Here is a 12,998-nt window from a genome sequence, read left to right as displayed (position 1 = left end):
GTGCTGCTGGCGGGATTGTGCACCGTCGATGTCGTACAGCGGGTCGCGGAATTCCCGGAGCCGAGCGAAAAAGTGCAGTCGTCGCAAGTGGATGTCGCGGCCGGTGGGCCCGCGACGAACGCTGCGGTGACCGTCGCGGCGCTTGGTGCTGAAGCGACCCTCTTGACGGCTCTCGGCGCACACCCGCTGGCCGCGCTCGCGCGCAATGACCTCGAAGCCTGCGGCGTCGACTTGGTCGATCTCGCTCCAGAACGCACGCAGGCACCGCCGGTCAGCGCGGTGGTGGTCCGGGAGAGCGACGGCGAACGCACCGTCGTCTCCCGCAACGCCGCCGCCGACGAGCCGCTGGAACTGCCTGACCTCGCCCCGGTTTTCGAGCGCGTGGACGCGGTTCTCGTGGACGGGCACCATCCCGAGCTAGCGCTTGCTGTCGCCCGGGAAGCCCGCGCCCGCGACGTGCCGGTAATCCTCGACGCGGGCAGCTGGAAACCTGTACTGGACCAGTTGCTGCCACTGGTCCGCGTGGCAGCCTGTTCAGCGCGGTTCCGTGCTCCCGCACCGAGTTTGGCCGAACGCGGAGTGTCAGTGACGATTACGACGGCAGGCCCGGAGCCGGTCGCCTGGAGCACTACGGAAGACTCTGGGCAGGTCCCCGTGCCGCTCGTCGAAGCGCGGGACACCCTGGGGGCCGGAGACGTGTGGCACGGCGCGCTCGCGTACGCCGTGGCGAAGCGGGACGGAACGGTCCCCGACTGGATCGGGTACGCGAACGAGGTGGCGGCGGAACGCGTCCGGCACGTCGGTCCGCGTTCGTGGACCGGGCCGGTCGGCGAACTGGCGAAGAGCAGAGAAGAGGGAGTGCGATGACGGCGTTCGAGGATCTGCTGGCGCGGGCCGAGAAGCTGGCCAAACCGCGGGAACGGCACGTGCTCGGCATCATCGGCGCGCCCGCCTCCGGCAAGACCACGCTGGCGTGGGCAATCGCCAACGCGCTCGGTTCCCGGGCCGCGGTCGTCGGGATGGACGGTTTCCACCTCGCCCAGGTCGAACTGCAGCGGCTCGGCCGCACCGACCGCAAGGGCGCGCCGGACACCTTCGACGCGGCCGGCTACGTGCACCTGATCCGCCGGCTCGCCGAGGGCCGCGAGACGGTGTACGCGCCGGAGTTCCGCCGCGAGATCGAGGAGCCGATCGCCGGCGCGGTCCCGGTCGCGCCCGAGGTGCAGCTGGTCATCACCGAGGGCAACTACCTGCTGCTTCCGGACGACCCGTGGAGCGGCGTGCGGCAGTACCTCACCGAGGCGTGGTTCCTCGCCCCGGACGAGCCGGAGCGCATCGAGCGGCTGGTGTCCCGGCACCGCCGCTACGGCCGTTCGCTGGTCGAGGCCCGGCAGCGCGCGCTCGGCTCCGACCAGCGCAACGCGGACCTGATCGCGAACACCCGGGACCGCGCCGACCTGGTCCTGGAGAACCTGCCGCTGACGAATTTCGCCCTCTGAGCAGGTTCTGAGCAGGTGATGTTCGACGATCCGGCGACAACGGATCCCTACGCCGGCGCGGTCACCTGGGACCGGGCAGGCGACGCCCGGATCGCCGTGCTGTACCCGCCGTATGTCCCGCTTTTGCGCACGCACCTGAACGGGCTGCGGGCGCTGGTCGATCGGCGGCTGTCCGAGCCCGCAGTGCCCAACGCGGATCCGCGGTTGGCGCTCCTGGTCGAGCGGATGCAGGAGACCAGCAGCGAACCGCAGCTTGAGCCGGAGGTGCTGGCGGACGTCCGGACCCGATTGGACTGGGCGTTGTCGGTGCTGCCGGAACACGGCGGCGTCCTGGAGCTGCACACGCCGGCGCACCAATGGTGGTGGGGCCGCGCGTTGCTCGACGTGTGCACGGCGATCACCGCGCTGTTGGGAGCGTGGCTGCGGGGTGAAGCGGTCGACGGGCAGCACTGTCCGGACGACGCGACGTGGTGGATGTGGATGGCGCAGATGCGCTGGCTCGACGCCCAGTTCGTCGAGCCGCTCAAGCCAAGTGGGGAGTGACCTGTGGGGGTTTTGGTCGTCACCGGCGGCAGCCGGGGCATCGGCGCGGCGATCTGCGAACTGGCCGCGATCCGCGGCTACGACGTGGTGGTGAACTACTCCGGCGATCCCGTCCCGGCCAAAGAGGTCGCCGAACGGGTGCGGTCGCACGGTGCGCAAGCGCTTGCGCACCGCGCTGACGTATCCGATGAACAGCAGGTCAGCGGTCTTTTTTCGGCTGCGGCGGAGCTGGGCCCGATCGTCGGCCTGGTGAACAACGCGGGCATCACCGGCAACACGCCCGGCAGGCTCGACGAGCAGAGCGTCGAGACCGTGCGCCGTGTGCTGGACATCAACGTCACCGGCGTTTTTCTGTGCTGCCGTGAGGCGGTGCGGCGGCTGTCGACGCGCTACGGCGGGTCCGGCGGAGCGATCGTGAACGTCTCGTCCACGGCGTCGCGGAACGGGTCGTCGGGCGAATGGGTGCACTACGCGGCGTCCAAAGCGGCGGTCAACACGCTCAGCCTGGGCCTCGCGCGGGAGGTCGCCGACGAGGGAATCCGGGTCAACGTCGTGTCCCCCGGCCTGGTCGAAACCGGCCTGCACGCCGCCGCGGGGATGCCGGACCGGCTGGAGCGGCTCAGCGCGGGCATCCCGCTCGGCCGCGCGGGCCAGCCGGAAGAGATCGCCGCCGCCGTGCTGTGGCTGCTCTCCCCGGAGGCGTCCTTCACCGTCGGCGCGGTGCTGGAGGTCGGCGGCGGCCGCTGATCCATCTCGGACAGTGAGACGCCCGGAGACGGGCAGATCACGATTGACCCCGGAACTCGGTGAACTCGCCGGTAGCGGTCGGCACGGTGTGCGAGTCTGGAACGAGGGGTTGGAAAGGACGGCCGCGAAAGTCATGCCCAAGCTCACGTCTGTGCACCATCTGGCGCTCACCGTGACCGATGTGGACCGAAGTGTTCCCTGGTACGTCCGGGTGCTCGACCTCGAGGAAAGCCATCGGCGCGAAGACCCGGAAACCGGGGTGCGCAAAGTAGTTCTGCGGTCGGCGGGAGACGGTTTCTCCGTGGTGCTGGTCCAGCATCCGGACACTGAGAGACCCGCGTTCGACGAAAGACGCACTGGTCTGGACCACGTCGCGTTCTCGGTGTCGTCGCGCGCCGAGGTCGCCGAATGGGAGGACCGCCTGCGGGAGTACGGCGTTTCCTACCTGCCCGCCACGGAATCGCAGACCTTCGAAGGATCCGCGGTGATCGTGTTCCGCGATCCGGACGGCATCCAGCTGGAAGTCTGGTCCGACCCGGCGTGAAAACTCAGGCGTGCGCGTCGTCGGGTTCTTCCACCGGACGCCGCATTTCCTGGCGGTAGCGCAGCACTCCGTACGCGGTGCCGAACACGAAGAACGCGATGCTCACCCACAGCGCGACGGTCTTGACCCACGGGATCGCGTCGAGCAGACCCGCGCCGTAGTAGCCGAGCAGCACCAGCGTCGGCACCCACAGCAGCCCGCCGACCGTGGTGGCGAGCAGGAACCGGCGCGCGTCCATCCGCGCGGCACCGGCGATGAGCGGGGCCAGCGTGCGGATCCACGGGATCCACCTGGCCGCGACGATCGCGAAGAAACCCTTGCGGTCCAGGAAAGCTTGGGCGCGTTCGAGGTTGTGCCGGTTGAGCATCCGCCCGCCGCGGCGCGCGATCAGCGTGGTGCCGGCGCCTCGGCCGATGTAGTAACCGATCTGGTTGCCGGCCACGGCGGTGATCAGTGCGGCCCCGGACAGCAGCCACGCGTTGAGGTCCGAGCCGTGCTGGGCGAGCACCACGCCCGCGCCGAACAGCAGGGAATCACCCGGCAGGAACAGCCCGATGATGAGCGCGCATTCGATGAGCACGAACGACAGCACGATGACCCAGACGAGCACCGGGCCGGCGGTGTCCAGCCAGCTCAGGCCGATTCCCGCGGCGTGCGCGGGCTGGGCGGCGTCGAGGTTCACGCGAAGAGCCTACGTGGCTGGGAACGGCTGCAGTACGCAACCATCAAATCCTCCGCATTCGGTGACTTTGGGTATTCCTGGGGTAACCAGACTGTTCACCCGTTTCGCCCAGGACAACGAACGGGCCGCCCGGAACAGTTCCCGGGCGGCCCGTCGCGGTGTTTCTCAGAACTGCGGCAGAGACTCGCCCTGCACCGCCTCGATGTCCAGCTCCACCTTGACGGTCGTGCCGATCGCGGCCACGCCTGCCCGCACCATCGCGCTGTAGTTGATCGCGAAATCGTTGCGGTGCAATTGCGTTTCGGCGTGGAACGCGGCACGCACGCCGCCCCACGGGTCCGGGCCGTGCCCGGTGTAGCGCAGGTCGAGCGTGACGTCGCGGCGTTCTCCGTGCAGCGTCAGCACTCCGCGCAGCGCCCAGGAGTCCGTGCCGAGCTGGGAAAGCCCAGTGCTTTCGAACGTGATGAGCGGATACGCGTCGACGTCGAGGAATTCGGCCGAACGCAGGTGGTCGTCCCGCATCTTGATGCCGCTTTCGATGCTGCCCGCCTTGATCTCGGCGCGCACGCTCGACCGCTCGACCGGGCGGGCGACCTCGATCCGCCCGGCCACGTCCGGGAACCGCACCTTGATGCTCGCGATCCCCATGTGCCGCGCGGTGGCGACCACCGACGAGTGCATCGGGTCGATCGTCCACGGCCCCTCGGGCGGCAGTTCGACCGCGCCGGAAACCGGCACGAGCGCGATGTCGCCGAGCAGCCCGGCCCCGTCGGAGCCGATCTGCACGGTGCGGGCCAGCGGCGTGTACCCCGGCGCGGTGACCACGGCGGTGTAGACGCCCGGGGGCAGCGGGTCAGTGACCACTGCCCCCTTCGCGTCCGTGACCTGCCGCGCGACCTGGCGACCGTTGAGGTCGGTGACCGTGAGCACCGCGTTCTCGACCGGCCATCCGCCGTTCGAGCGCAGCTGTGCGCGCAGGCCCCCGCTCATGACCGGTCGACCAGATCGTCGAGCGCCTGGTCGTAGCTCAGCCGCACGTCATGCTGCGCCTCGCCGTCGTTCAGCGTCACCTGGCTCGTGGCAGGCGGGTAGCCGCTGGCCACGACGGTGTACGAGCCGATCGGCAGGTCGCTGACCACGTACCGGCCTTCGCTGTCGGTGCGGGCCACCGCCGCGACGTTGCCGTTCGCGTCGAGCACGGTGATCCGCGCGTCCGGCACGATCCGGTCGCCCTCGGTGCGCGCGACGCCCTGGAGCAGCACCGCGCCGGCGAGTTCGACGTCGTGGCGCAGCACGCCGCTGTCCGGCACCGTCAGCGTGACCGCGACCGGGCGGTAGTGCGGGCCGCTCGCGACCAGCGTGTACTGCCCGGCGCCGACGCCGCTGAAGGTGTAGACGCCGTCCTCGGCGGTGATGAACGCGCCGTTGACCTCGCCGCGCGAGTCGGTCAGCGTGACCGTCGCGTTCGCCAGCGGGGTCGCGGTGCCGATCGAACGGACCACGCCGGTCAGCTCGCCCGAGCCGGTGAGCGTGACGTCCAGGTTCGCCGGGTGCGTGCCGACGACCACGCTGGAGGCCTGCGGCTGGTGCCCCGGAGCGGACACGATCAGCACGTACGTTCCCGGACCCTGGGTCGGGATCGAGTAGCTGCCGTCGCCGTTGCCGGTCGCCCGCGCCACCTGACGGCCCTGCTGGTCGATCAGGGTCAGCGCGGCCGCGCTCACGTGGCTGCCGTCCTGGCGGCGCACGTGGCCGGTGACCGGGACGCCGCCCGAGCCGGTGGTCGTGCCGAATTCGGCGTCGGCCACCGAGTTGGTGATCGGCATCGGCCGGGCACCAGCCACCGCCTGCGCGTCGCCGTGGCCGTTGGTCAGTGCGTGCTTGCCGCCCGCTCCGACGAGCACCGGCTCCTGCTTCGGAGCCTCCTCGAAGAGCGAACCCGTCTTGAGTTCGGCGGTGTCGTCCGCGGCCGGAGTCGGCTCGTCCATGCCCTCCAGGAGCGCTTCACCGCCTTCGACGGCGGCCGCGGCCGGGTTCATGCCCGCCAGCGGGATCTCCTTCATGAACAGCAGCACCAGCGTGGCCAGCAGCGCGACGCCGCCCGCGACCCAGAACACCGTGGTGATGGACTCGGTGAAACCGATCAGGATCGGCGTGCGCACCGCTTCCGGCAGCGTCTGGATGACGCTGGTGTTGCTCGACAGGTCGCCCAGGTTGGCGCCCCCGCCCGGAGGCAGGTGGCCGCCGAACGCCTTGGTGATGTTGCCGGGCAGCACGTTGAACAGAATCGTCAGGAACACCGCGACACCGGCGGTACCGCCGATCTGGCGGAAGAACGTCGCCGACGCGGTCGAGACGCCCATGTCCTTGCGCGGGCCCGCGTTCTGCACCGCGATGATCAGCGTCTGCATGCACTGGCCGAGTCCGAGGCCGATGATCAGCGCGGCCAGCAGCGGGTGCCAGATCGCGGTGTCGTACTTGACCGTGGCGAAGAAGAACGCGCCGCCCGCGATCAGGATCGTGCCGACGACCGGGAAGATCTTGTAGCGCCCGGTCTTCGAGGTGATCTTGCCGGAGATGATCGAGCTGGACATGATGCCGACCATCAGCGGCAGCATCAGCAGACCCGATTCGGTCGGCGTGTAGCCCTGCACGACCTGCAGGTACTGCGGGATCATGGTGATCGCGCCGAACATCGCCACACCGACGATCACGCCGCCGATGATGGCCACGGTGAAGGTCGAGTTCTTGAACAGCCGCAACGGGATCAGCGCGGCGTCCTTCATCAGCTTCTCGACGACGATGAACAGCACGATGCCGACGCCGCCGATGATGTACATCCAGATCGACTTCTGGTCGCCCCAGCCCCACTTCTGGCCCTGTTCGGCGACGATCAGGAACGGCACCACGGCGATGACCATGGTGAGCGCGCCCCACCAGTCGATCTTGTGGTCGTGTCGGTTGTGCGGGACGTTCAGCACCTTCGCGACGACGAACAGCGCGATGACGCCGATCGGCACGTTGATCAGGAAGACCCAGCGCCAGCCGTGCAGGCCGCCGAGGCTGTCGAAACCGGCGAAGAAGCCGCCGAGCACCGGGCCGAGCACGGTCGAAGTGCCGAACACGGCGAGGAAGTACCCCTGGTACCGCGCGCGTTCCCGCGGCGGGACCACGTCGCCGATGATCGTCATGGCCAGCGACATCAGACCGCCGGCTCCGAGACCCTGCACCGCGCGGAACGCGGCCAGTTCGTACATCGACGTCGAGAACGACGCGGCGGCCGAACCGACGACGAAGATCGCGATCGCGGCGAGGTAGAACGGCTTGCGGCCGTAGATGTCGGACAGCTTGCCGTAGATCGGCGTGGCGATCGTCGACGTGATCAGGTACGCCGTGGTCGCCCACGCCTGCAGGTCGAAGCCGTGCAGGTCGTTGGCGATCCGGACGATCGAGGTGCCCACGATCGTCTGGTCGAGCGCGGCGAGGAACATGCCGCACATCAGGCCGCTGATGATCGTGACGATTTGGCGGTGCGTCAGCCGCGGGCCGCCCTCGCCGTTTTCGGCGGGCGCTCCCCCTCGCGACTGAGGTTGTTTCTCAACTGTGGACGTCATGCGTTCGAGGCCCCCTTGGCCTGTGCCGTCGCCGCGGTGTCCGACAGCGACGGATTGTTCTTTTCGATACCTGTGTTGAGCCGCGCGAGAAGCTTCTTGAGCGTCTCGCGCTCCTCCTGGCTCCAATCGCCGAGTACTTCGGCCAGCCACCGGGCGCGATGCTTGCGGTTTTCGTCGAAGACCCGGAGGCCTTCGGCGGTCGGGGCGAGCAAGCAAGCGCGGCCGTCCTCGGGGTCGGCCTGCCGTTCGACGAGTCCGTGCTGCACGAGCGAACTGGACTGCCTGCTGATCGTGGAGATCTCCGAATGCAGGAACTCGGCCAGCTTGCTGGTGCGTTGCGGGCCTTCGTGGACGAGGCAGAAGAGGATCGCGTACGCGGCCCTCTCGATCCCGTCCGGCCCGTGCTTGGCGACCTGGGACTTCGCCTTGGTGATCAAGCGCATGAACCGGACCAGCTCGTGTCCGAGCTGGTCGGCAAGGTCGAGGTCGGCCTCTGGCCTGACGGCGGAGTTCTGAGGTGCCATGTGGGTCTTCCTTGGGAGCAAACCGTTGGTTGGCGACTGCAACTAGTTGCCTTAAGCAAGAGTGTGCCCGTACGGCGTATTTCGCAAGCGGCCGGCCCGTGGTTGTGTCACAAGACACTTTAGTTGCCGCATGCAAGCAGATTTAAACCGGAGGGGTAACGTCCGTTTTCTCCCGGTATGCGGACCTCGCTGGTCACCAGGGGTTTCGGGCGGGAACAGATCCCTCTCGCGGGGCCTTCATAGAGGTATGACTGACGACACAGCGCTCTACAACCTCATCGCCGCGAGCAAGCAGGGCGTCCTGGCGACGCTGAAACGAGACAGCCGTCCGCAGCTGTCGACAGTGACGCACTACTTCGACCCGGACGCGCGCCAGCTGCAGGTATCGATCACGGACACGCGCGCGAAGACGAAGAACATGCGCCGGGATCCGCGGGTGAGCTACCACGTCGCGTCGCCGAACGGCTGGTCGTACGCGGTAGCGGAGGGACGGGCGGTGCTGTCGCCGGTCGCTTCGTCGCCGGACGACGAGGCGGTGGAGGCGCTGATCGCGCTGTATCGCAAGGTGGCGGGCGAGCATCCCGACTGGGCGGAGTACCGGGCTGCGATGGTGGCGGATCAGCGGCTGGTGCTGACGGTGGAGATCGAGCGGGTTTACGGGCTGGTTCGCTGAGGTTTTTGCGCTGGGGCTTTTGCGGGGAGGGGCTTGGGCTGCTTCGGTGTTCTGGGCTGGTCCTCGTTCGCGCGTGTTCCGCTGGTGCGGGGGTGCTTGAGCGTTCTCGGTCGAGTGCCTCGCTCAGTTCCGGTGTGTGCGCCGGTTCGGCGGTGAGCGGGCCTCGCGGTGGTCCGGTCGGGCGCTTCTCGCCGTCCTCCGGGCTCAGCTCTTCCAGTGTCCGGCCGCGAGTCCTGCCGTCCTCCAGGCTCAACTTTTCCGGTGCCTCGCCGCGAGCGTCGCCGTGTCCGAACTCAGCGTTTCCGGCGGCTCACCGTGCCCGGACTCAGCTTTGCGGTGCACCACCGTGAACGTCACCTCGACTGGTGCTCGGCCTCGGACCGGACTCCCGCGGCTCAGCCCCTCCGGAGGCCAGCCGCGAGTGCCGCCGTGCCCTGGGCTCACTTTTCCAGCGTCTCGCCGCGAGCGCCCCCCGCCCGCGGGCTCAACTTCCCCGGCGTCGCGCCGTGATTGCCGCCGTGCCTTGGGCTCAGATCGTCCGGTGCCTCGCCGCGAGTGCCGCCGTGTCCGAACCCGGCTTTTCCGGCATCTCCACCGTGCCTGGGCTCAGCTTTTTTCCGGCGCGCCACCGTGAACGTCGCCTCGACTGGTGCCCGGCCTTAACCCTCAGCGGCTCAGCCTTTCCGGGGGCCAGCCGCGAGCGTCGCCGTGGCAGGCGCCCCAGCCTCGATCCGATCCGCGATTTCCTCGATCTGCTCCAGCAGGCTGTCGCTCACCTCTTCGCCCAGCGCCGCGCGCATATAGAGGCCCTCGCCGACCAGCATCACCAGCTCCGCCGTCACCGGGTCTTCGACGTGCTCCAGCATCAGCTCGCGGGTCCGCTCGGTGCAGCGGCGCGACACCTCCGCCGCGACCGGGTCGTTGAGCACCAGGCGAAGCGCGGCCATCGTCGTGCGGTGCAGGGCCAGGTCCCGCGTGACGTCGGTGATCGACGAGCGCAGATAGTGCCGGACCACGCCTTCCGGCGCGTTGCGCGCGCGTTCGAGGTCCTCGTCGGTCAGCCGCTCCAGGCGTTCGAGCAGGCCGTCGCGCAGGGCGTCCTTGGAGCCGAAGTGGTAGAGCAGGCCGCCCTTGGACACCCCGGCGTGCGCCGCCACGGCGTCGAGCGTGATCTCGGCCGGGCCGCGGTCGGCGAGGATGACCTCGTACGAACCGAGGATGCGTTCTCGTGCTGAAGGTTTAGCCATCACCTTGACTATACCGTCCAGACGGTTTACCTTCTACCTCAGGAACGAAACTGTACCGTCTGGACGGTATAAGAAAGGAAGAGTGCGCCATGGTGCGGCGCGGAGGCCAGTGGTGGGCCTTGGCAGTCTTGGTGCTGCCGGTCCTCTTGATCAGCGTGGACACGACAGTCCTGGGCTTTGCCCTGCCCTATCTCAGCGAGGATCTCGCGCCCACGGGCGCGGAACAGCTGTGGATCGTCGACGTCTACTCGTTCGTCCTGGCCGGATTGCTGGTCTTCATGGGCACGCTGGGCGACCGGATCGGGCGGCGGAGGCTGCTGCTCATCGGTGGTGCGGCGTTCGGCGCGGCCTCGGTGCTGGCGGCGTTCGCCACGTCGCCGCTGATGCTGATCGTCGCGCGGGCGCTGCTGGGTGTCGGCGGCGCGACGCTGATGCCGTCCACGCTGTCGCTGATCCGCAGCATCTTCACCGAGGACCGCACGCGGCGTACGGCGGTCGCGATCTGGAGCGCGGCGTTCTCCGGCGGGATGGCGGTCGGCCCGGTGGTCGGCGGCTGGCTGCTCGAACACTTCTGGTGGGGCTCGGTCTTCCTGATCAACGTGCCGGTGATGGTGCTGCTGCTCGTCGCGGGCCCGCTGCTGCTGCCGGAGTTCCGCGATCCGAACCCGGGCCGCTTCGACCCGTGGTCGGCGCTGCTGTCGCTGGGCACGATGCTGCCGGTCGTCTACGGCGTGAAGATCGCCGCGACGTCCGGGATGACCTGGTCGGCCGGTGCCGCGATAGCACTCGGGCTCGCGCTCGGTGTGCTGTTCGTGCGTCGGCAGCGGCGGCTTGACCAGCCGATGCTGGACCTCGGGTTGTTCGCCAACCGCAAGTTCGCCGGTTCGGTGATCACGAACCTGCTGGGCGTGTTCGCGCTGGTCGGGCTGCTGTTCCTGCTGCCGCAGTACCTGCAACTGGTGCTGGGTTTGAAGCCGCTGGTCGCGGCGCTGTGGATGCTGCCCGCAACAGTGGCTGGCGTCGTCGGCGCCCTTGCGGCAGCCTGGCTCGCCCGTCGAGTCCGGGTGCCAGTCCTGATCACCCTCGGCCTGCTTCTCGGCGCGGCCGGCTTCCTGGTCCTGACCACCATCGGAGCCGACGCCGGTCTAGCCGCGGTCGTGGTGGCGTTCGTCCTGGTCGGGGGCGGAGTGGCGCTGTCGGAAACTCTGACGAACGACCTCGTGATCTCCGCCGCCCCTGTCAACCGCGCCGGTGCCGCGTCAGCAATCTCGGAAACCGGCTACGAACTGGGCGGCGCGCTAGGCACCGCCCTACTGGGCAGCCTCGCCACGGCGGTCTACCAGTCAGGCCTGCCCGCCACCGCACCCGCCGCAGCCCACGACACCCTCGGCGGCGCGGTAGCCACCGCCCACGGCATGCCCTCGCCCGAGGGTGCGGAGCTGCTGAACACCGCCCGCGAGTCCTTCGTGACAGCGCTGCACACGAGCGCGTGGGTGGGCGCCGCGATCCTCGTGTACACCGCACTGCAGGCGTACTTCCTGCTGGGCCGCCGCCGAAACCGCCCGCAGGGGTCGAAACCGGAGGAGGCCGAGATGTGCGCATGAGCCGCTTCTAACCGCGGGACGGCGCACCTGCCCGCAGCGCTGGCACGAACCGCACGCTGCGGTCCAGGTTCAGGCGGGGACGAGCCGGTTCCGCACTCCAGCTTCGCCATCGAACTGGAGTGCGGAACCTGGCGAGCCCCGACGGTGGGCGCGCCTCGTTCACCGGTTGGCGGTGCTCTGACCTGCGTGGGGTCCAAAGGGTGACCCGCCTCGGCCGAGTGGTGGCGACCCTGCCCATGGCCAGACACCCGGCGGGTGATGGTGACGCGGCCCGGGCGGGTGTCCTGCGGATGGTTGCGGGCTCAGTCCTGGTCTGAGGTCCAGCGGATGACCCACCCCGAGCGGGCGGCTCGACCCTGAGCTGGTTTCGTTCCCGCTTCCCGACGCGGGATGTTCCGCGCGCACGGCGGGCGGGTTCGCGCTGCGGGCGGAGCAGGCTCGGTATGCCGGGGCGGTCCACTGGGCTTCCACCGGCCACCATGCGCCGTCGAGCGGCCGATTCCGGCTTCCAGGCAAGGAACTTCGCCTGAGCAGCTTCCCGCCGAAGCCAGCTCAGCCCGCTCTTCACGGCTGATGAGTCCACTCGCCCAGCAAGGCCTCGGCCAGACACCACCCCACTCCACGCAACCTCCCCAAACTCTTTGCGGTTCCAGCAAAGAACCTTGTCGTCCGGCGCGGTCAGCGGAATCGTGAACGGCGGAGGTGGTAACGAAAATGGCTCCGTCCGGAAAATCCGAAACCAAGCAGGACGCGCAGTTCTGGGAAGACCTCTACCGCAGCCGTGAGCAGGTGTTCAGCGGCGAGCCCAACGGGGTGCTGGTCACCGAGGTCGAGGGGCTGCCGCCGGGGCAGGCGTTGGACGTTGGCTGCGGCGAAGGGGCTGACGCGCGGTGGTTGGCCGCGCGGGGGTGGCGGGTGACGGCCATTGACATTTCGCGTACCGCGTTGCAGCGGGCGGCCGCGGCCAAGGCCGGGATTGCCTGGGTGTGTTCGGATTTGGCCTCCAGTCCGGTTCCGGCAGGGGCGTTCGACCTTGTCAGCGTCCAGTATTTCCCGCTCCGCAAGGACGACCGGACGGTGCGGAAGTTGCTCGACGCCGTCGCGCCCGGTGGGACTTTTCTCTTCGTCAGTCACGATCCGGGCGAGCTGTCGCCGGAGCACGCTGATTACTGCCAGCCCGACGACATCGCGCGGGTTCTCGGCGACGAGTGGACCGTCCTCGTCCAGGAGAGTCGGCCGCGGGTGACGCCAGCTCCGCCGGGGACGCAGCACACTCGGGACACCGTCTTACGCGCCCAGCGGACCAGCTAATATCGGAATT

13 protein-coding genes are annotated in these 12,998 nt (G+C 69.0%); 8 read left to right on the top strand and 5 right to left on the bottom strand.

Annotated elements, in window-relative coordinates; translation table 11 throughout:
• The 5 genes from ACZ63D_RS39020 (at position 1) to ACZ63D_RS39000 (ending at position 3,333) form a co-directional block, all read left to right on the top strand.
• A complete protein-coding gene (locus ACZ63D_RS39020) occupies positions 1–867 on the top strand; it encodes a PfkB family carbohydrate kinase (protein ID WP_465359376.1) in 867 nt (288 codons plus the stop codon).
• Entirely contained in the window at positions 864–1,499 is a 636-nt protein-coding gene (locus tag ACZ63D_RS39015) for a nucleoside/nucleotide kinase family protein (RefSeq protein ID WP_009084950.1), read from the top strand. Before ACZ63D_RS39020 ends, ACZ63D_RS39015 begins: the two co-directional genes overlap by 4 nt.
• 18 nt (positions 1,500–1,517) lie before the next feature.
• Positions 1,518–2,042 carry a hypothetical protein gene (locus ACZ63D_RS39010; RefSeq protein ID WP_465359350.1) on the top strand — a complete coding sequence of 175 codons (525 nt, stop codon included), beginning with the start codon at positions 1,518–1,520 and terminating at the stop codon, positions 2,040–2,042.
• A gap of 3 nt (positions 2,043–2,045) precedes the next feature.
• A complete protein-coding gene (locus ACZ63D_RS39005; RefSeq protein WP_465359349.1) occupies positions 2,046–2,789 on the top strand; it encodes an SDR family oxidoreductase in 744 nt (247 codons plus the stop codon).
• 133 nt (positions 2,790–2,922) lie between these two features.
• A complete protein-coding gene (locus ACZ63D_RS39000; RefSeq protein ID WP_101436894.1) occupies positions 2,923–3,333 on the top strand; it encodes a VOC family protein in 411 nt (136 codons plus the stop codon).
• Between the two features lie 4 nt (positions 3,334–3,337).
• Here ACZ63D_RS39000 and ACZ63D_RS38995 read toward each other — a convergent pair whose 3' ends face one another.
• The 4 genes from ACZ63D_RS38995 to ACZ63D_RS38980 all read right to left on the bottom strand — a co-directional run bounded on the left by ACZ63D_RS38995 (position 3,338) and on the right by ACZ63D_RS38980 (position 8,153).
• A complete protein-coding gene (locus ACZ63D_RS38995) occupies positions 3,338–4,015 on the bottom strand; it encodes a DedA family protein (RefSeq protein WP_465359348.1) in 678 nt (225 codons plus the stop codon).
• A gap of 165 nt (positions 4,016–4,180) precedes the next feature.
• Positions 4,181–5,005 carry a YceI family protein gene (locus ACZ63D_RS38990; protein WP_465359347.1) on the bottom strand — a complete coding sequence of 275 codons (825 nt, stop codon included), beginning with the start codon at positions 5,003–5,005 and terminating at the stop codon, positions 4,181–4,183.
• Positions 5,002–7,629: an MFS transporter gene (locus tag ACZ63D_RS38985; protein WP_465359346.1), complete on the bottom strand. Its 2,628-nt coding sequence runs from the start codon at positions 7,627–7,629 to the stop codon at positions 5,002–5,004. Before ACZ63D_RS38985 ends, ACZ63D_RS38990 begins: the two co-directional genes overlap by 4 nt.
• A complete protein-coding gene (locus ACZ63D_RS38980; protein ID WP_465359345.1) occupies positions 7,626–8,153 on the bottom strand; it encodes a MarR family winged helix-turn-helix transcriptional regulator in 528 nt (175 codons plus the stop codon). The genes ACZ63D_RS38985 and ACZ63D_RS38980 overlap by 4 nt, the downstream gene beginning before the upstream one ends.
• 247 nt (positions 8,154–8,400) lie before the next feature.
• On the opposite strand from ACZ63D_RS38980, the gene ACZ63D_RS38975 reads away from it, so the two are divergent.
• Positions 8,401–8,826 (top strand): PPOX class F420-dependent oxidoreductase, encoded by a 426-nt coding sequence (locus ACZ63D_RS38975; protein WP_465359344.1) that lies wholly within the window; start codon positions 8,401–8,403, stop codon positions 8,824–8,826.
• A gap of 674 nt (positions 8,827–9,500) precedes the next feature.
• On the opposite strand, the gene ACZ63D_RS38970 is transcribed toward ACZ63D_RS38975, so the two are convergent.
• On the bottom strand, positions 9,501–10,073 hold the full coding sequence (locus tag ACZ63D_RS38970; protein WP_465359343.1) for a TetR/AcrR family transcriptional regulator: 573 nt from the start codon (positions 10,071–10,073) through the stop codon (positions 9,501–9,503).
• A gap of 89 nt (positions 10,074–10,162) precedes the next feature.
• On the opposite strand from ACZ63D_RS38970, the gene ACZ63D_RS38965 reads away from it, so the two are divergent.
• Together ACZ63D_RS38965 and ACZ63D_RS38960 are read left to right on the top strand one after the other, a co-directional pair.
• Positions 10,163–11,677 carry an MFS transporter gene (locus ACZ63D_RS38965; protein WP_465359342.1) on the top strand — a complete coding sequence of 505 codons (1,515 nt, stop codon included), beginning with the start codon at positions 10,163–10,165 and terminating at the stop codon, positions 11,675–11,677.
• A 714-nt stretch (positions 11,678–12,391) separates the two neighbouring features.
• On the top strand, positions 12,392–12,988 hold the full coding sequence (locus ACZ63D_RS38960) for a class I SAM-dependent methyltransferase (protein WP_465359341.1): 597 nt from the start codon (positions 12,392–12,394) through the stop codon (positions 12,986–12,988).
• The last annotated feature ends 10 nt before the right edge of the window (positions 12,989–12,998 follow it).

It is taken from the genome of Amycolatopsis sp. NPDC104775, from assembly GCF_055583325.1.
Note: the sequence above shows the minus strand (reverse complement) of the source record. Positions and strands in the feature narration are given on the sequence as shown.

What these genes read in the sequence shown, in the direction of transcription:
- ACZ63D_RS39015 (WP_009084950.1), top strand. Translation starts at nt 864, where the DNA reads ATGACGGCGTTCGAGGATCTGCTGGCGCGGGCCGAGAAGCTGGCCAAA.
- ACZ63D_RS39010 (WP_465359350.1), top strand. Translation starts at nt 1,518, where the DNA reads ATGTTCGACGATCCGGCGACAACGGATCCCTACGCCGGCGCGGTCACC.
- ACZ63D_RS39000 (WP_101436894.1), top strand. Translation starts at nt 2,923, where the DNA reads ATGCCCAAGCTCACGTCTGTGCACCATCTGGCGCTCACCGTGACCGAT.
- ACZ63D_RS38990 (WP_465359347.1), bottom strand. Translation starts at nt 5,005, where the DNA reads ATGAGCGGGGGCCTGCGCGCACAGCTGCGCTCGAACGGCGGATGGCCG.
- ACZ63D_RS38985 (WP_465359346.1), bottom strand. Translation starts at nt 7,629, where the DNA reads ATGACGTCCACAGTTGAGAAACAACCTCAGTCGCGAGGGGGAGCGCCC.
- ACZ63D_RS38980 (WP_465359345.1), bottom strand. Translation starts at nt 8,153, where the DNA reads ATGGCACCTCAGAACTCCGCCGTCAGGCCAGAGGCCGACCTCGACCTT.
- ACZ63D_RS38975 (WP_465359344.1), top strand. Translation starts at nt 8,401, where the DNA reads ATGACTGACGACACAGCGCTCTACAACCTCATCGCCGCGAGCAAGCAG.
- ACZ63D_RS38970 (WP_465359343.1), bottom strand. Translation starts at nt 10,073, where the DNA reads ATGGCTAAACCTTCAGCACGAGAACGCATCCTCGGTTCGTACGAGGTC.
- ACZ63D_RS38965 (WP_465359342.1), top strand. Translation starts at nt 10,163, where the DNA reads ATGGTGCGGCGCGGAGGCCAGTGGTGGGCCTTGGCAGTCTTGGTGCTG.
- ACZ63D_RS38960 (WP_465359341.1), top strand. Translation starts at nt 12,392, where the DNA reads ATGGCTCCGTCCGGAAAATCCGAAACCAAGCAGGACGCGCAGTTCTGG.